We start from the raw sequence: 18,005 nt of genomic DNA on the forward strand, positions 1-18,005 counted from the left end.
GGCTCTTTTCTTTTAGAAGATAGCCAAAATAAAAGAAAGCAATTGGAGGTTCATCATGTCAAACCAGTATTTAGATCCGAATTTAAAGGTGTTTACGTTAAATTCAAATCCGGAGCTTGCAAAAGAAATCGCAAAGGTGATCGGGGTAGAATTAGGTAAGTGTTCTGTTCAACGTTTTAGTGATGGAGAAATTCAAATCAACATCGAAGAAAGTATTCGTGGTTGTGATGTGTTCATTATCCAATCAACAAGTTCTCCAGTGAATGAGCATTTAATGGAATTACTTATTATGATTGATGCTTTAAAACGAGCTTCTGCGAAAACAATTAATATTGTTATGCCATACTACGGCTATGCACGACAAGATCGTAAAGCCCGTGCTCGTGAACCAATTACTGCAAAGCTTACGGCGAATTTACTTGAGGTTGCTGGAGCAACTCGTGTTATTACACTTGATTTACACGCTCCGCAAATCCAAGGTTTCTTCGATATCCCTACGGATCATTTAATGGGCGTTCCGATTTTATCTGAGTATTTCAAGAGTAAAGAGTTTGACAGAGATATTGTCATCGTCTCTCCTGACCATGGTGGTGTAACTCGTGCTCGTAAGATGTCAGAACGTTTAAAAGCTCCAATTGCTATTATTGACAAACGTAGACCTAAGCCAAATGTGGCTGAAGTGATGAACATTGTCGGAAACATTGAAGGCAAGGTTGCTATTTTGATTGATGATATCATTGATACGGCAGGTACGATCACTCTTGCTGCCAATGCGTTAATCGAAAACGGTGCTGTGGAAGTTTATGCGTGCTGTACACACCCTGTATTGTCAGGTCCTGCGATTGAACGAATTGAAAACTCTAAGATTAAAGAGTTGGTTGTGACAAACTCCATTAGACTTTCGGAAGAAAAATTATCCGGAAAGATTAAGCAGCTATCTGTTGCTGCATTAATCGGTGAAGCGATTATTCGCGTTCACGAAGACCAGTCTGTAAGTACATTATTTGATTGATTTCTATAAAAAACAAGGGCTTGCTTTTAATGAGCAAGCCTTTGCTTGATCAAAAAATAAATGTTTATTCCTTACTTCTTTTGGGCATTTTTTATAAAGGAGAGTCTATTTCGAAAAGTTCTTTTCGAAAAGACTCAAGAGGTTATGCACCAATAGGAAGGGGATCATACGATGAGTTCAGCTTTACGAGCTGTTGAGAGAATGGAATTTCGAAATTCTGCATTAACGAAGATTCGACAGGAAGGGAATATCCCGGCCGTTGTGTATGGAAACAAAATCGAAAGTACCTCTGTTTACATAAATGGAGCAGACTTTTTGAAAACCATGCGCGAAGTTGGTAGAAATGGCGTCTTTCCATTAAACTTAAATGGGAAGCAAGTGAATGTCATCTTAACCGATTATCAATCTGACCCGATCAAGCGTGAAATCGTTCATGCAGATTTACTTGCAGTCGATATGTCGAAGGAAATTCATGCTGATGTACGAATTACCTTAATCGGTGAAGCAGAGGGAGTAAAAGATGGCGGTGTCATGCAACAGGCGCTCCATGAAGTATCTGTGACTGCCACACCATCAAATATCCCGCAGGCGATTGAGGTTGATGTTACCCAGCTACAAGTCGGTGAAACGATTACGGTTGGAGATATTACAAGTGAGCAAGGTTATACAATAAATACTGAGGCAGAGCAAACAATCGTCTCGATTCTACCGCCAAAAGTAGAAGAGGAAATTGATTCTGGGGAGCAGCAAGAAGAAGGTGCTCCGGATAATGAAGAAGGCAGAGAAACAGAACCGGAATCAACAGACGAATAATCAGCTACATGCATAGATGAGGGACTGACTGTATAGGTCAGCCCCTTCCTGTATAGATATCGTCTCTTTTCTTTACATATGCTTTTTTTGCGTAGCTTGATTATAATTTAGATAGGACAAGTTTTGATTGAGATTAGGTTGATTCAACAAAGGATAAGAAAAGAGCGAATAAGGGTGAGATTATGAAATTGATCGTGGGGTTAGGGAATCCAGGGAAACAATATGAAAAAACAAGGCATAATATAGGATTTGAAGTCATTGATTATTTATCAGAGCAACTGCAAATTCCACTCGACCAGGCGAAGCACAAGGGTGTATACGGTGTGGGGAATGTCCGAGGAGAAAAAGTCTTCTTGTTGAAACCTTTAACCTATATGAATTTATCTGGTGAATCAGTACGTCCACTTATGGACTATTATCAAATAGATCTTGAAGATTTAATTGTCATTTATGATGATCTTGATCTCCCAGTCGGAAGGATTCGTTTGCGACAAAAAGGGAGTGCGGGTGGCCACAACGGCATGAAATCTATTATTGCTCATGTGGGTAGTCAAGAATTTAATAGAATACGAGTTGGCATCAATCGACCTTCAAACGGTCAGCCTATCGTGGACTACGTGTTAGGTCGATTTTCCAAAGAAGAACAGTCTTTAATCGAAGAGGTTGTGAAAAAGTGCTCGGAAGCTTGTGATGCAATTCTAGAGAAACCATTTTTACAAGTGATGAACGAATATAATCAGTAAGGCAAAATTGCAATTGATTCATAGAATAAGGCTCTTTTCTCAAACTTTGTTGCCTTTGGAGCAAAAAACTATGAATTTATCTTTGTTTTCAATGATAACTGGTCGTGAAACAATGAGAAAAGAACATGCTAACTAGGTACGATGTACCAAATGACTATTTCTACGTTAAAATTGGCCGCTGGCCAACGGAAGTAGGATTTTAACAACAGGTTTTTTTCGATAGAAAAAAACGATCATTACGAATACAGCATAGAATAAATATGAATAAAGCCCCTTTTAAACGGTCAATAATAATAGCAAAGAGTCGTTTAGAAGGAGGGCTTTGAATGGCCTTAAAATACCATTGCCGCCACTGTGGAGTTCATATAGGTACAATTGATAATTTATCTGTGGATACGGAAAAGTTGGGCTTGCACAAACTGACAGATGAAGAACGGATGGATATGGTCTCCTATGATTTAACGGGAGATATAAACATTACAGCCATTTGTGAAGACTGTCAGGAATCGCTCGAACGGAATCCAGCCTATTATCAAAATGATTACCTGATTCACTAGAAACAAGCTTTGGACGATATTCCAAAGCATTTTTCTGTTTGGAACTGATGAATTTTTTGCCATTGGAAAAGGGAGGAGGAGTCTTGTGTTCGGTCTGAAACAGCTTTTTATCGGGCAGGATGACACCCGTTCAGTTATAGCAGGAATTGAAGGCGACCTTAAAGAACAATTGGTCGCTGGATTGTCTGGTTCTGCTAGAACGGTATTTTTAGCATCCGTATACAACGAAACAAAAAAGCCATTATTAATTGTTACTTATAATCTTTTACAGGCTCAAAAGCTGTATGATGACCTCATTCAGCTTATTTCCGAGCAGGAAGTGTTTTTATACCCTGCGAACGAATTGATAGCTGCCGAAATGAGTGTCGCAAGCCCTGAATTAAAAGCACAGCGTATTGATGTTTTAAATCATTGGAGTAGAAATAATAAGGGAATCATCGTGGTTCCGATTTCGGGATTAAGAAAAGTGATCCCACCAAAGGCTCTTTGGAAAGAACAACAATTAAAATTAGCGGTTGGGGAAGATATCGATGTTGAACGTCAGCTCCTAAGATTTGTTGAAATGGGTTATGCAAGAGCGGAAATGGTTTCTTCACCAGGGGAATTCAGCGTTCGTGGAGGGATTATTGATATTTATCCGCTAACGGAATCGGATCCGATACGAATCGAATTATTTGATACTGAAATTGAATCGATTCGCTCGTTTTCTCTGGAAGACCAGCGTTCGCGTAATAAAATGAAGGACATTTTAATTGGTCCGGCAACAGAAACACTTTTTCAGGCGGAGCATTACGAGAAAGTAGCAGCCAAGCTTGAGGAAGGCTTGGGGAAAAGTTTGAAAAAGATCAAAGATGAAAAGGCAAAACAGCTCCTAGCGCAAAACATTAGTTATGAAATTGAACAATTAAAGAATCTGCAAAAACCAGAGCAGGTCTTCAAATATCTATCATTTGCCTATGAAGAATCTAATAGTCTAGTTGACTACTTACCAGAGAATGCGCTGATTTTTGTCGATGAAATTAGTAGAGTTCAGGAAATGAACGATTCCTTAGAAAAAGAGGAAGCCGAATGGTATACGAGCCTCTTAGGGGAAGGCAAAATGATTCACGATGTGGTGATTAGTCATCAAATTCAGCGAATGGTTCAAAAGGCAAGACGAAGCATGGTCTATATGTCTTTATTCTTAAGACATGTTCCAGGCACAAATCCGCAAAATATTATTAATATTTCCTGCAAGCAAATGCAAAATTTCCACGGTCAAATGCATGTGTTAAAAACGGAAATTGATCGATTGAAAAAAGGGAAGTATGCTATTCTTTTTCTTGGAGCAGATAGTAAACGCGTAGATAAGCTTGAAAGTGTACTAGAAGATTACGGAGTGGAATCGACCATTATTCAAGGGCATCAGGATCTAATGCCTGGAAAAGTTCAAATCATGGAAGGGGATCTCCAAACAGGATTTGAGCTTCCGATTCAAAAAATTGCTGTGATTACGGAAGAAGAGCTTTTCAACAAAAAGCCCAAAAAGGCTCGTCGTAGTCAAAAGCTTTCCAATGCTGAACGAATCAAGAGCTATTCGGAGCTAAAAGTAGGCGACTATGTTGTTCACGTCAATCACGGGATCGGTAAATACTTAGGAATTGAGACATTACAAATCAATGGGATTCATAAGGATTATTTGCATATTCGTTATCAAGGTAGTGACAAGCTCTATGTTCCAGTAGAGCAAATTGATCTTGTACAAAAATATGTGGCCTCTGAAGGCAAAGAGCCGAAGGTATATAAGCTAGGCGGAAATGATTGGAAGAAGGTTAAGAAAAAGGTTCAATCTTCTGTTGAGGATATTGCTGATGATTTAATCAAGCTCTATGCAGAACGTGAGGCTACAAAGGGTTATGCGTTCTCGCCAGATGGAGAAATGCAAAGAGAATTCGAATCTTCCTTCCCATATCAAGAAACAGAGGATCAGATTCGCTCTATTATCGAGATTAAAAAGGATATGGAAAGAGAACGTCCGATGGACCGTCTGCTTTGTGGTGACGTAGGTTACGGGAAAACAGAGGTGGCGATTCGTGCTGCTTTCAAAGCAATTGCGGATGGAAAACAAGTTGCGATTCTCGTCCCAACGACGATTTTAGCGCAGCAACATTACGAAACGATGCGAGAGAGATTTCAGGATTACCCGATCAATATTGGGCTTTTAAGCCGATTCAGAACGAAGAAGCAGCAAACTGAAACAATTAATGGTTTGAAAAATGGGACTGTCGATGTTGTTGTGGGTACCCATCGAATACTGTCAAAAGATATTGTCTATCGCGATTTAGGTTTGCTTGTCATTGATGAAGAGCAACGATTTGGCGTAACCCATAAAGAGAAAATTAAGCAGTTAAAAACAAATGTAGATGTTTTAACTTTGACAGCTACTCCGATTCCAAGAACACTGCATATGTCGATGCTAGGAGTACGTGATTTATCTGTTATCGAAACGCCACCTGAAAATCGTTTCCCTGTTCAAACCTATGTGATGGAGTACAATGGTGGATTGGTACGCGAGGCCATTGAACGCGAGTTAGCTCGTAATGGCCAAGTCTACTTCCTTTATAACAGGGTTGAAGATATTGAGCGCAAAGCAGAAGAGATTTCGATGCTCGTACCAGATGCACGTGTGACGTATGCACATGGGAAAATGAGTGAAAATGAGCTCGAGTCTGTTATGCTAGGCTTTCTCTCGGGTGAATTTGATGTTCTTGTGAGCACGACGATTATTGAAACAGGGGTCGATATTCCGAATGTGAATACACTCATCGTATTTGATGCAGACCGCATGGGATTATCACAGCTGTATCAGCTACGCGGTCGAGTCGGCCGTTCTAATCGTGTTGCCTATGCTTATTTTACGTATCGAAAAGATAAGGTTTTGACAGAGGTCGCAGAAAAAAGACTTCAGGCGATTAAAGAATTCACCGAGCTTGGATCTGGTTTCAAAATCGCTATGCGTGACTTATCTATTCGAGGAGCGGGAAATATTCTCGGTGCACAGCAGCACGGATTTATTGACTCTGTTGGATTCGATTTATACTCTCAAATGCTAAAAGAAGCGATTGAAGAGCGTAAAGGCGAATTTGAGAAAATTGAACAAAAAAGTAGTGTAGAAATTGACGTCGAGATTGATGCTTACATTCCAGATGCTTATATCTCTGATGGACACCAAAAAATTGAAATGTACAAACGATTCCGAGCAGCAACATCTATAGAAGAAATAGAAGAACTGCAGGAAGAGATTGTGGATCGCTTTGGTGAGTATCCGGAAGAGGTTTCGTATTTATTCCAAATTGCTGAAATCAAAGCACATGCCTTAATGGTGGGTGTAGAATCTATGAAGCAGGTAAAGAATGAAGTCACGATCCTTTTATCAGAAGAAGAAAGTGCAAGAATAAATGGACAAAAGATATTCGAAATCAGTAATGAGTATCGCAGAATGGTCGGTTTAGGGATGGAAGGGAATCGTCTCAAAATCGTTCTGCACATTAAGGGCGTAGAAGTGGCCCATTGGCTTCAAGCTGCTTTCAAAATGGTCCAAGGCCTCCAAGAAGCAAAAAGAGATGAGGAAAAGACAGTATCTTAATATGGGTGAACTTTTTATACGAAATAGGTCATATAGGACGTTTCATTTCGTAATGAGAAGGGAATTAAAGTAGAACACTGGAATCATTTTACTCTGATGGAACATTTACCATATAGGAGAAAAATTTTTGTTTGTGTATAGAACTTTCCATATGAAAGATACTAAGTTCAAACATGACAAGATTTCACATCAGTTGAAATTCATGTCAGTCTTTTAAATCATCAGATGAAAGTGAGGCAACGTTGGATGAAAGCAACTGGTATTGTTCGTCGAATCGATGATTTGGGTCGTGTCGTTATTCCGAAGGAAATTCGCAGAACCCTTCGCATTCGTGAAGGGGACCCGCTAGAAATATTCGTGGACCGCGATGGTGAAGTCATTCTAAAGAAATATTCTCCCATCAGTGAGTTAAGCGATTTTGCTAAAGAGTATGCTGAAGCTTTATTTGATAGCTTGGGAAATCCAGTATTAATATGTGACAGAGATACCTATATTGCTGTAGCAGGTGGATCGAAGAAGGATTATTTGAATAAGAACATCAGTGGAACTATAGAAAAAACGATGGAAGATCGCAACTCAGTTTTGAAAACGGAACAAGGTGGACTGTCGTTAGTAGATGGAAATGAAGAAACGATTTCTTCCTATGTAGTCGGTCCGATTATTGCCAACGGGGATCCAATCGGGTCAGTCATTATATTCACAAAAGAGGGTTCGCTTGGAGAAGTCGAACAAAAAGCCGTCGAAACCGCAGCAGGATTCCTAGCGAGACAGATGGAATCTTAGATAGAAAAGCGGAGAGCGCTTGCCCATCGGCGACAAGCATAAGGCGAGCTGGCTAGCAGCGCTGGACAGATTGACTGTAGAGCCGATAGCGCTCGGAGCTAGACAGATAGAAAAGTGGACCTCATAGTATTTGAATTCATATCCTCAAAAAAGGTAGCTTACCCGCTGCCTTTTTCTTATGCCTTCTTCTTAAGGAAGGTTCAGGAAACCTTCTTATGCTATAATACAGGCAGTTGAAATCGTGTTCTGGAAGGAGTTCGGCTTGTGCAGCCTGTTAATCAATCGAAAACTTTAGTAAAAGGAGCCCTTGTCTTAACCGTTGCCGCGCTCATCATCAAAATTTTAAGTGCAGTGTATCGGATTCCCTTTCAAAATATTGTCGGGGATACGGGCTTTTACATATATCAGCAAGTCTACCCACTGTATGGAGTCGCTCTGGTGCTTGCCACTACAGGCTTTCCTATTGTGATTTCAAAACTTTATATAGAACAGAAAAGTCGAGAAGACCAGCAAAAATTAATCGTAATCTCTGCCTTCTTTCTACTTATCCTTGGTATCTTATTGTTTACCATTCTGTATTTTGGGGCTGAGTGGATCGGGGAGCAAATGAACGATCCGAAGCTATCGATCTTAATTCGTGTAATCTCCGTTGTTTTTCTGATTTCTCCTATTACCGCTCTACTGAGAGGTTATTATCAAGGGGTTGGGAACATGATTCCGACAGCTACTTCGCAGGTTGGGGAGCAAATCATACGAGTCGGAACCATTTTAGTAACAGCCTTTGTTTTTGTGAAAGCAAATTACAACATGTATGAAGTGGGGGCGGGTGCGGCCTTTGGTTCAATAACAGGTGGATTAATTGGTGCACTGATCTTACTGACCTTTATCTGGGCAAAAAAAGATTATAAATCCATTCATATTCGAGAAATGATACATAGTTTGAGCTTTAAAGAATCCTGTCGAATTTTTAAGGTTCTATTTGTACAAGGTTTTGCTGTCTGTATCAGTGGAATGCTCCTTCTTCTCCTTCAGCTTGCTGATTCCTTGAATTTATATGCCTTGCTCATAGCAAGTGGCATAAATGGAGAAGATGCTAAAGTACTTAAAGGGGTTTATGATCGGGGACAACCATTGATTCAGTTAGGAACCATTGTGGCTACATCCATGTCTCTATCTCTTGTCCCGCTAATAGCAAGTGAACGGATGAAGAAAAACATGCAAAGTTTGAATGAAAAGGTTCACTTATCACTCAGAGTAAGCGTTGCTATCGGGCTCGGTGCAACTGTAGGATTAATGACCATTATGGAGCCAACCAATATCATGCTATTTGAAAACAGCAATGGTTCAAATGTTCTTGCTCTGTTAAGCTGTACAGTCCTTTTTGGTTCAATCATTCTTACTCTGATTGCTATTTTTCAGGGCTTTGGCTATACGCTTTTCCCAGCTCTAATCGTGCTAGTTGGATTCGGAATGAAATATGTTTTAAACCTAGTTCTTGTTCAAAAGTTCGGAACGCTGGGAGCTGCGTGGGCATCCAATGGTGCATTAGGCCTCATCATAGTCATTCTCTTAATCAGATTGCAAATGCTGATGCAACACCGTTTGAAGCTTGGATTATTTTTGGTGAAGGCGGCCGCATCATCGCTCACGATGTTTTTTGTTTTAAAAGGATTTATCTATTTGACGGATTATCTATATTTGTTTGGCCATGAACGTCTAATCGCTACGATACAAGCATTAGGTGCCGTTGCATTTGGAGGTCTCACCTATCTTCTAGTTGTGATTCGGACGGGGATTTTTACAAAGGAAGAATTAACACTACTGCCCTTTGGGAGTAGAATCATATATTTATTTCCAAATAGAAAAAGGAGATGAAGGAAGTTTTGAATAAAATTGTTGTCATTGGTTTAGGGGCTGGCGACTTAGAACAGCTCCCATTAGGGATTTATCGTTTGCTAAAGGAATCGAAACATATCTATTTGCGCACAAAGGAACATCCGGTTATTAAGGAATTGGAGCAAGAGGGCCTTTCGTTTGCATCCTTTGATGAGACTTATGAAAAACACGACACCTTTGAAGCGGTATACGAGGAAATAACGCGTGAATTGTTTCATCTTGCAGAAAAGGATTCGATTGTTTATGCCGTACCAGGGCATCCACTTGTTGCAGAGCGAACAGTGCAGTTGCTTTTAGAACGAGAGGAAGCGCAAGGTATTAAGATAGAAATTAGTGGCGGACAAAGCTTTCTGGATCCTCTTTTTCAAGCGGTTAAAATGGATCCAATTGAAGGCTTTCAGCTTTTAGACGGGACGAGTCTTCATCGAGATGAAATCGAAATCCGCCAGCACGTGATCATTGGGCAAGTCTATGACACATTTATCGCGTCCGAAGTTAAATTAACCTTGATGGAGAAGCTTCCAGATGATTATGAAGTGTATATCGTTACGGCTGCTGGAAGTAAACAAGAAAAGGTGACAAAGGTTCTTCTGTATGAGCTGGATCGGGAAGTAACATTGAATAACCTTACTTCGGTTTATGTTCCTCCTCTTTCAGATGAGACGATTCTTTATAAAGATTTCTCTAAGCTTCGCCAAATTATTGCAGCACTTCGTGGGCCAAATGGTTGCCCTTGGGATAAAGAGCAAACCCATCAATCATTGAAAAAGTACTTAATCGAAGAATGCTATGAACTGATCGAGGCGATCAACGAGGAAGACATCGATCACATGATTGAAGAGTTAGGGGATGTCCTTTTACAAATCATGCTTCATGCCCAAATCGGGGAGGATGAGGGTTATTTCTCTATTTCGGAAGTCATTGAATCCATTTCGGATAAAATGATTCGCCGTCATCCGCATGTTTTCGGTGATGTACAGGCTGAAACGGCCGATGACGTGGTGAAAAATTGGCAGGAAATCAAGCGAGAAGAAAAAGGAGAAGAGACAACTACTTCCCTATTAGACAAGGTCAGCAAGAACCTTCCGAGTACATTACGAGCTTACGAATTGCAAAAAAGTGCGGCAAAAGTCGGTTTTGACTGGGAGCATGTAGAAGATGCTTGGCTCAAAGTAAAAGAAGAGCTTCTAGAGTTTGAGCAAGAAATGAAATCGAACGACCAAGAAGCGCTCATTAAAGAGTTTGGAGATATTCTCTTCGCCCTCATCAACATAGCTCGCTTTTTAAAAATCAACCCTGAAGAAGCACTACTAAGCACCAACCAAAAATTCAAACGTCGCTTCTCCTACGTAGAAGAACGAGTCAAAGAAACTGGCAAAGAGTTCAGTGAATTCACTTTAATGGAACTAGACCATTTTTGGAATGAAGCAAAAAGCAAAGGGTTTTAATAATTTTGTTGTTATCAACACTTATATAAGAAATTATAATTTGGAGTGAATCATATGCGTCTAGACAAATTTTTAAAAATATCCAGACTAATCAAAAGAAGAACATTAGCAAAAGAAGTCAGTGACCAAGGAAGAATCACCATCAACGGAATCGTCGCCAAAGCAAGCTCAACCGTAAAAGTCGGTGACGAACTCTCCGTTCGTTTTGGCCAAAAAAGAGTCACCGTCAAAATCGAAAAACTTCAAGAAACAACAAAAAAAGAAGAAGCAGCTGGAATGTACTCCGTTGTCTCTGAAGAAAAGCTTATTGACACAGAAGAGTAACTTACCTCGACTCTGAAAGCTTGTTCTATTCCTGCACATTTCCTCATACACTTGTACAAAAGCGTATTTGGAAAAAGTGAGGGATGAATAAATGAGCCAATATTATGATTCAAATACACCGAAAGCCCCTGTACAAGAACATGACGTCATCATGAGGGGAAGAAGACTGTTAGATATAACAGGAGTAAAACAAGTAGAGAGCTTTGACAATGAAGAATTTCTCCTTGAAACGGTAATGGGGTTCTTAGCGATAAAGGGTCAAAATCTACAAATGAAGAACCTTGATGTGGACAAAGGAATCGTGTCGATTAAGGGGAAAATCTTTGATCTTGTTTACCTTGATGACCAGCATGGGGAGAAGGCTAAAGGCTTCTTTAGCAAGTTGTTCCGATGACGCTTTCGACTCAATTTCTAACCATGATCGCGATGATCGGGATGGGAAGCTACTTTGGAGCTGCCCTCGATACTTACAACCGGTTTTTGCAAAGATCAAAGCGACAAAGCTGGTTGGTATTCATAAACGACATCCTTTTTTGGTTCTTACAAGGCTTGTCTATTTTCTATGTTTTGTTCTTGGTTAACAAAGGGGAATTAAGATTTTATATTTTTCTAGCACTATTATGTGGATTTGCAGCCTATCAAAGTCTACTGAAACGAGGATACTTAAGATTACTAGAGATTGTCATTTCGATGGTAATCTCTATTTATCGGTTTTTCGTCAAAGCCTTCCATATTTTGATCTATAAGCCAATCTATTCACTCCTTCTTGCGATAATTTCTTTAATAGTTATGCTAGGAAAGGGACTTTATGCCCTTGTTAAGTGGATTATTAAGGTCTTATTATCTGTTATAAGGGTATCTTTAAAGCCTTTTGGGTGGCTAATTATTCTTTTATGGAATTTATTGCCGAAAAAGATTAAAAAAATGCTCGAGAAGTTATATAATAAATTTGCAGGATTTTTCCATAAAACAAAGAATATCATTATTAAACTAATTTCCAAGTTGAAAAAATATAAAAAGTAAAGGAGGGTGCGAACGTGGGTGCAATGAATAATCGCAGTGTTACAAAATTACAGTCAGGCTATGCTCTGGAGCAAGAACGTAATGAAATTGGAGCAAAAAGAAGAAAAAAACTCTTACTTCGTAGATTAGTTGTTTTCGTCCTTTTTGCTGGAGTGATGTCGTATTTTATGATTTCCACCCTCATTTCGCAGGCCTCCTCTTTAGATGAGATTAAGCAGGAGCAAAAACAGTTGAACTCCGAGCTTACTGGCCTAAAGAAAGATGAGAAGATTTTAAAGGAAGAAATTGTAAAATTAAATGACGATGAGTACATCGGGAAGCTTGCTCGTAAGGAGTATTTCCTTTCAGAAGAGGGAGAGTTCATTTTTAATATCCCAACTAAGGAAAAAAAGGAAAAAACAACCGAATAGCTTGTATTATTGACACTCTTTTTTCCTATTCTGTATAATATATAGTAGTGATCAATTTCGTTATTATTATATTTATTGGAAGTTGACCCAAGTAAGATTTCTTAAATTCTTAAGGAGGAAAAATTTTTTTATGTCAATCGAAGTAGGCAGCAAGTTACAAGGAAAAGTAACCGGCATTACTAATTTTGGGGCGTTTGTAGAATTATCAGAAGGTACAACAGGGCTTGTCCATATTAGTGAAGTCGCAGACAATTATGTAAAAGACATCAATGACCATCTTAAAGTAGGTGACCAGGTTGAGGTGAAGGTCATCAACGTTGAGAAGGATGGGAAAATTGGTCTTTCCATTAAGAAGGCAATAGATAAACCTGAAAGACCAGCTAGACCTGAAAAAAGCTTTAGAGGTGGCGATTCAAGAGGTCAAGGAGGACGTGCTCGTCAAGGAAGAACGAATGATAGTCGCGCTCCTAAAGAAAATTTTGAATCAAAAATGGCTCGGTTCTTAAAGGATAGTGAAGACCGCCTATCTTCTTTAAAACGTAACACAGAATCAAAGCGTGGCGGAAGAGGCGCTAGAAGAGGCTAACTTGCTGCTGAATTGAATATATATTTAGTTTTTTCTATCGTAAAAGCAGGTCTACATGACTTGCTTTTTTTGTTTGTAAATAAATAGTATTTTAGACCTGTCATTTATTTATAAATCTGCAAAATCTCTAATTATGAGCGATGAATAAGTCCTGATTCTTGCGAATACGTGGCTACATTTTGTTTCCTTTTCGTGGATAAACATGAAATCAGTCGAACAAAAAATAAAAGCTTGTCCATAATTTTGACAAACTTCTGAAATGATTCTCCTTATAATAATCAACAACTATTAAATTTCATAATGTTTAAATACGAAACGAGAGACGGATGGTTGGAACGCTTCGATTGTTGAATATTTGCATTTGCAGATATCTCTACATCGAACGTGATAATAGTCCGTTTTGAAGTCATTATGATGATTAATCCAAAAAGTGAGGAGTGTAATTTTTATGGACAAGGTAGAACGGATGCTTATTGAGCCTGTCGGTGGTTTAAATCTAAATAGTAAAGCAAGACCAGATTTATCTGGTGTGATGAAAAAGCTCCAGTTAAAGCTCGATACCTTCTTTTTAAAGAAAGGGTATATCCTGTTTATTATCGGATTCTTGCTTGGGCGAGCATTAATTTTGTCAACGCTTACCCCATTTATCCTTCCTTTTTTTGCGGCTGTCTATTTATTAAAGAGAGAACGCACCCCTATAACCTTACTAGGTCTAGTTGCAGGAGCTGCCACCCATACGATAATCGATGCAGTTTACGCTTTTGGTGTTTCGGTCGCTTTTCTGATTTTTTATCGTATTGCTCTTAATTGGTTAAAAAACGAATTTAGAGCACTGCCATTCTTTGTTTTTTTCACCATTCTATTAAGTAAGCTTGCGAAGGGCTTCATTATGACGAAGCAAATCTCTCTCTATGAAACAATGATGGCGGGAGTTGAAGCAAGCTTAGGATTTATCCTGACATTAATCTTTTTACAGAGTATCCCACTCATTTTGACGAATAAAAGAAGACAAACACTGAAGACGGAAGAAGTAGTATGTCTTATCATCATGCTCGCCTCTGTCATGACTGGAACGATTGGTTGGTCTATATATGACCTGTCGTTGGAGCATGTCATGTCTCGCTATTTAGTTCTTGTTTTTGCATTAGTAGCAGGAGCAGCAGTGGGCTCAACCGTAGGTGTTGTAACAGGGCTTATTTTTAGCTTGGCCAATGTAACGAGTTTCTTTCATATGAGTCTGCTTGCTTTTTCTGGGTTACTAGGTGGGCTTTTACAAGAAGGGAAAAAGATTGGAGTGGCGATCGGTCTTTTTATTTCTACTCTACTAATTGGGATGTACGGTGATGGAAGTGCGAATCTTGATAAGAGTCTATTAGAATCAGCAGCAGCCATTCTACTTTTTTTACTTACACCGCAAAGCTTGACCTCGAAATTGGCCAAATTTATCCCTGGTACATCAGAATACGCAGCAGAACAGCAACATTATATGAGGAAAATGCGTGACGTTACGGCAAAAAGAGTCGAACAGTTTTCATCTGTTTTTCAAGCGCTCTCAAATAGCTTTTCCGCCTATGATGAAATAAATGATTGGGAAGAGCGTGAATCAAAAGACGTAGATCATTTTCTAAGCAATGTCACGGAGAAAACGTGTCAAATGTGTTTTAAGAAAGACTATTGCTGGGCAAGGAACTTTAATACAACCTATGAGTATATGAAAGACATTATGCATGAAATGGATGAAAATGATGGACAAATTTCTCCAAAGCTTTCCCGTGATTGGAACAAGCATTGTTCAAAATCGCAAAAAGTAATCAATACCGTTCAACAGGAGCTTACGTTATTTCAAGCAAATCAAAAGCTTAAGAAACAAGTGCAAGAGAGTCGCAGACTTGTAGCAGATCAATTGCTAGGTGTATCGACAGTGATGGGGAATTTTGCAAAAGAAATTCAACGTGAACGAGATAACCACCATCAGCAGGAAGAGCAAATCTATTTGGCCCTTCAGGATTTTGGGCTTCATATTGAGCATGTGGAAATTTATAGCTTGGAGCAAGGCAATGTGGACATTGATATGACAATTCCGTACTGCAACGGACATGGAGAGTGCGAGAAACTCATTGCTCCAATGCTTTCAGATATATTAGGAGAAACGATTATCGTGAATTCGGAAGAATGCGCCACGTATCCAAATGGTTTTTGCCACGTGACGTTCCGCTCTGCGAAGGCCTTTACGATTGAAACAGGGGTTGCCCATGCGGCAAAGGACGGAGGATTTGTTTCGGGAGACAGTTATTCGATGATTACATTGAATGGGGGGAAGCATGCAGTCGCCATAAGTGACGGGATGGGAAATGGAGAACGGGCTCATATCGAGAGCAAAGAAACATTAAAGCTTTTACAAAAAATTCTTCAATCCGGTATTGAAGAAAAACTCGCGATCAAATCGGTTAACTCCATTCTTTCACTGCGAACAACTGACGAAATTTTCTCGACGCTAGATTTAGCCATGATCGACTTACAGAATGCCTCTGCTAAATTTTTGAAGGTAGGCTCAATTCCAAGCTTTATTAAAAGAGGAAACACCGTGAAAAAAATTCAGGCTAGTAACTTACCAATTGGGATATTACAAGATTTCGATGTTGAGGTGGTGAATGAACAGTTAAAAGCAGGTGATTTATTAATCATGATGAGTGATGGAGTGTTTGAAGGACCTAGGCATGTGGAAAATTATGATTTATGGATGAAACGGAAAATTGGAGAACTTGATACAGATGATCCGCAGGCAGTTGCCGATTTGATTATGGAGGAGGTTATTCGCTCTCGCAATGCGATTGAAGATGATATGACTGTGGTCGTTACGAAAATCAAGCATAATACACCGAAGTGGGCAACGATTCCAATTAACAAATATCGTAAAAAAGCAAATTAAGGGGGGATTCGGTAAGAATAGAATAAGTTGCAACGGAGTAAACTAATCCTTTTCCTCATGTATATTTCCTCTTCTTCGTGACGAAAATGGTAACAACCTGTGAAGAGGAGGAGAAAGGATGAATCCAGGAACAATCAAACAAATTCTATTGATTACGGATGGCTGCTCAAATCAAGGGGAAGATCCGATTGCAATGGCTGCTCTAGCAAAGGAGCAAGGCATAACGGTGAATGTGATTGGTGTGATGGAGCACGATACAATTGATGAAAAAGGAATGAAGGAAATAGAAGGTATTGCGATGTCAGGTGGTGGTGTTAGCCAGGTTGTCTATGCGCAGAAATTATCTCAAACCGTGCAAATGGTGACAAGAAAGGCGATGACGCAAACCTTACAAGGGGTTGTGAACAAAGAACTTCGACAAATTCTTGGAGATTCGAAGTCGGTAGAGGATTTACCGCCTGAACAAAGGGGCGAAGTCATGGAAGTGGTCGATGAGCTTGGTGAAACCGTGAATTTGGACGTGTTGATTCTTGTCGACACAAGTGCCAGCATGAAAAATAAGCTTCCGACTGTGAAAGAAGCCTTATTGGACCTGTCTTTGAGCCTTAATGCACGTTCGGGGAATAATCAATTTGGGGTATTTGTATTTCCCGGGAAAAAGAAAGATGTCGAAAAATTGCTGGATTGGACACCACAGCTTGAATCATTAACAAGTATTTTCCCTAAGCTGACAACGGGAGGTATTACCCCAACAGGTCCTGCCATTCGTGAAGCTTGTGCTTATTTTAAGAAAAAACGTTCTCTAAGGAGTCTGCTATCTCGTGATGATGAACAGTACTTTGAAGAATCTATGTAAAGTTAGTCCAGGAACGATTATCGAAGGGAAATGGCACCATCATCGTTATACGATACTAAAAGAATTAGGATTTGGGGCGAACGGAATTGTCTATTTGGCACAATTTCATAACCAAAAGGTAGCGCTAAAAATGAGCGACAATGGAATGTCGATCACTTCGGAGGTTAATGTCCTCAAATCCTTCGCAAAGGTCCAAGGGTCATCCCTCGGACCTTCTTTAGTTGACGTAGACGATTGGGTTCAAAGAAATCATACGGTGTCCTTTTATGTCATGGAGTATATAGACGGTCCAGATCTACTCACCTTTATCCAACAAAAAGGGAATGGATGGACCGAGGTTCTTGTTCTCCAATTGCTCTCAGATCTCCACACCCTACATAAGCAAGGTTGGGTTTTTGGTGATTTGAAGCCGGAAAATTTAATTGTGATGGGACCGCCACCACGAATTCGTTGTATTGATGTTGGCGGCACCACGATGCAGGGGAGAGCGATTAAAGAATTTACGGAGTTCTATGATCGAGGATACTGGGGATTGGGTTCTCGAAAGGCAGACCCAACCTATGATCTATTTGCTGTAGGTATGATTATGATGAATATGGCTTATCCCAAAAGGTTTAATAAGACAACAGGAGGCCTGAATCAGCTACGTGGCATGATTCAGCAAAAGTCAGAATTGAAAAAGTATGAGGGCATTATATTAAATGCACTTCAAGGAAATTATCAGTCGGCAAAGCAAATGAGAATGGATATGATCCAAGGGATTGGAAGTCAGACAAAATCAGTAGTGTCGCCCTCGCCACAACAAAGAATAAGAGCCCATGTTAAGACCCAGAGGTATACCCCTAAAACGCCTCAAAAAAGAAAAGGGGGCTGGTTTGAAACCACTCTATTAGTAACAATTGTTTCTGTACTCTACTTCCTCTATATATTTGGAATATGATTTTTGGCAGAGAAAAAATAAACCAGCGGAAATTTGAAACAAAGTGAGGGTGTCATACGT

Annotated in this window: 16 protein-coding genes; all 16 read left to right on the top strand. The window is 39.7% G+C overall.

Annotated elements, in window-relative coordinates:
• Positions 1-55: 55 nt before the first annotated feature.
• The 16 genes from FA727_RS22690 (at position 56) to prkT (ending at position 17,945) form a co-directional block, all read left to right on the top strand.
• Positions 56-1,012 carry a ribose-phosphate diphosphokinase gene (locus FA727_RS22690; protein WP_126410802.1) on the top strand — a complete coding sequence of 319 codons (957 nt, stop codon included), beginning with the start codon at positions 56-58 and terminating at the stop codon, positions 1,010-1,012.
• 171 nt (positions 1,013-1,183) lie between these two features.
• On the top strand, positions 1,184-1,825 hold the full coding sequence (locus tag FA727_RS22695; protein WP_136833737.1) for a 50S ribosomal protein L25/general stress protein Ctc: 642 nt from the start codon (positions 1,184-1,186) through the stop codon (positions 1,823-1,825).
• Positions 1,826-2,007: 182 nt separating this feature from the next.
• Positions 2,008-2,568 carry an aminoacyl-tRNA hydrolase gene (gene pth / locus FA727_RS22700; RefSeq protein WP_136833738.1) on the top strand — a complete coding sequence of 187 codons (561 nt, stop codon included), beginning with the start codon at positions 2,008-2,010 and terminating at the stop codon, positions 2,566-2,568.
• A gap of 326 nt (positions 2,569-2,894) precedes the next feature.
• Positions 2,895-3,125, top strand: a complete 231-nt coding sequence (fin, locus tag FA727_RS22705; RefSeq protein WP_126410805.1) for an anti-sigma-F factor Fin — start codon at positions 2,895-2,897, stop codon at positions 3,123-3,125.
• A gap of 85 nt (positions 3,126-3,210) precedes the next feature.
• On the top strand, positions 3,211-6,750 hold the full coding sequence (mfd, locus tag FA727_RS22710; RefSeq protein WP_136833739.1) for a transcription-repair coupling factor: 3,540 nt from the start codon (positions 3,211-3,213) through the stop codon (positions 6,748-6,750).
• 246 nt (positions 6,751-6,996) lie between these two features.
• Positions 6,997-7,533, top strand: coding sequence for a stage V sporulation protein T (gene spoVT / locus FA727_RS22715; RefSeq protein WP_136833740.1), 537 nt, complete (start codon positions 6,997-6,999; stop codon positions 7,531-7,533).
• 264 nt (positions 7,534-7,797) lie between these two features.
• Positions 7,798-9,408, top strand: coding sequence for a putative polysaccharide biosynthesis protein (locus FA727_RS22720; protein WP_136833741.1), 1,611 nt, complete (start codon positions 7,798-7,800; stop codon positions 9,406-9,408).
• A gap of 8 nt (positions 9,409-9,416) precedes the next feature.
• Positions 9,417-10,877: a bifunctional methyltransferase/pyrophosphohydrolase YabN gene (yabN, locus tag FA727_RS22725; RefSeq protein WP_246042021.1), complete on the top strand. Its 1,461-nt coding sequence runs from the start codon at positions 9,417-9,419 to the stop codon at positions 10,875-10,877.
• A 54-nt stretch (positions 10,878-10,931) separates the two neighbouring features.
• On the top strand, positions 10,932-11,201 hold the full coding sequence (locus tag FA727_RS22730; RefSeq protein WP_136833743.1) for an RNA-binding S4 domain-containing protein: 270 nt from the start codon (positions 10,932-10,934) through the stop codon (positions 11,199-11,201).
• Positions 11,202-11,292: 91 nt separating this feature from the next.
• Positions 11,293-11,595, top strand: coding sequence for a sporulation protein YabP (yabP, locus tag FA727_RS22735; RefSeq protein ID WP_136833744.1), 303 nt, complete (start codon positions 11,293-11,295; stop codon positions 11,593-11,595).
• The gene (yabQ, locus tag FA727_RS22740) at positions 11,592-12,224 is read left to right on the top strand and encodes a spore cortex biosynthesis protein YabQ (RefSeq protein WP_136833745.1); all 633 of its coding nucleotides are present in this window, start codon (positions 11,592-11,594) and stop codon (positions 12,222-12,224) included. The genes yabP and yabQ overlap by 4 nt, the downstream gene beginning before the upstream one ends.
• Positions 12,225-12,247: 23 nt before the next feature.
• Entirely contained in the window at positions 12,248-12,634 is a 387-nt protein-coding gene (locus FA727_RS22745) for an FtsB family cell division protein (RefSeq protein WP_136833761.1), read from the top strand.
• Between the two features lie 130 nt (positions 12,635-12,764).
• Entirely contained in the window at positions 12,765-13,220 is a 456-nt protein-coding gene (locus FA727_RS22750) for a S1 domain-containing RNA-binding protein (RefSeq protein ID WP_126410813.1), read from the top strand.
• Between the two features lie 448 nt (positions 13,221-13,668).
• Positions 13,669-16,149: a stage II sporulation protein E gene (spoIIE, locus tag FA727_RS22755; RefSeq protein WP_136833746.1), complete on the top strand. Its 2,481-nt coding sequence runs from the start codon at positions 13,669-13,671 to the stop codon at positions 16,147-16,149.
• Between the two features lie 118 nt (positions 16,150-16,267).
• A complete protein-coding gene (locus FA727_RS22760; RefSeq protein ID WP_136833747.1) occupies positions 16,268-17,005 on the top strand; it encodes a vWA domain-containing protein in 738 nt (245 codons plus the stop codon).
• The gene (gene prkT, locus FA727_RS22765) at positions 16,974-17,945 is read left to right on the top strand and encodes a serine/threonine protein kinase PrkT (protein WP_136833762.1); all 972 of its coding nucleotides are present in this window, start codon (positions 16,974-16,976) and stop codon (positions 17,943-17,945) included. The genes FA727_RS22760 and prkT overlap by 32 nt, the downstream gene beginning before the upstream one ends.
• The last annotated feature ends 60 nt before the right edge of the window (positions 17,946-18,005 follow it).

Origin of the sequence: Robertmurraya kyonggiensis (assembly GCF_005116465.1) — a bacterium.
Lineage (GTDB): Bacteria > Bacillota > Bacilli > Bacillales > Cytobacillaceae > Robertmurraya > Robertmurraya kyonggiensis.

What these genes read in the sequence shown, in the direction of transcription:
- spoVT (WP_136833740.1), top strand. Translation starts at nt 6,997, where the DNA reads ATGAAAGCAACTGGTATTGTTCGTCGAATCGATGATTTGGGTCGTGTC.
- FA727_RS22750 (WP_126410813.1), top strand. Translation starts at nt 12,765, where the DNA reads ATGTCAATCGAAGTAGGCAGCAAGTTACAAGGAAAAGTAACCGGCATT.
- spoIIE (WP_136833746.1), top strand. Translation starts at nt 13,669, where the DNA reads ATGGACAAGGTAGAACGGATGCTTATTGAGCCTGTCGGTGGTTTAAAT.
- pth (WP_136833738.1), top strand. Translation starts at nt 2,008, where the DNA reads ATGAAATTGATCGTGGGGTTAGGGAATCCAGGGAAACAATATGAAAAA.
- FA727_RS22690 (WP_126410802.1), top strand. Translation starts at nt 56, where the DNA reads ATGTCAAACCAGTATTTAGATCCGAATTTAAAGGTGTTTACGTTAAAT.
- fin (WP_126410805.1), top strand. Translation starts at nt 2,895, where the DNA reads ATGGCCTTAAAATACCATTGCCGCCACTGTGGAGTTCATATAGGTACA.
- FA727_RS22760 (WP_136833747.1), top strand. Translation starts at nt 16,268, where the DNA reads ATGAATCCAGGAACAATCAAACAAATTCTATTGATTACGGATGGCTGC.
- FA727_RS22745 (WP_136833761.1), top strand. Translation starts at nt 12,248, where the DNA reads ATGAATAATCGCAGTGTTACAAAATTACAGTCAGGCTATGCTCTGGAG.
- yabQ (WP_136833745.1), top strand. Translation starts at nt 11,592, where the DNA reads ATGACGCTTTCGACTCAATTTCTAACCATGATCGCGATGATCGGGATG.
- FA727_RS22695 (WP_136833737.1), top strand. Translation starts at nt 1,184, where the DNA reads ATGAGTTCAGCTTTACGAGCTGTTGAGAGAATGGAATTTCGAAATTCT.
- prkT (WP_136833762.1), top strand. Translation starts at nt 16,974, where the DNA reads ATGATGAACAGTACTTTGAAGAATCTATGTAAAGTTAGTCCAGGAACG.
- FA727_RS22730 (WP_136833743.1), top strand. Translation starts at nt 10,932, where the DNA reads ATGCGTCTAGACAAATTTTTAAAAATATCCAGACTAATCAAAAGAAGA.
- yabP (WP_136833744.1), top strand. Translation starts at nt 11,293, where the DNA reads ATGAGCCAATATTATGATTCAAATACACCGAAAGCCCCTGTACAAGAA.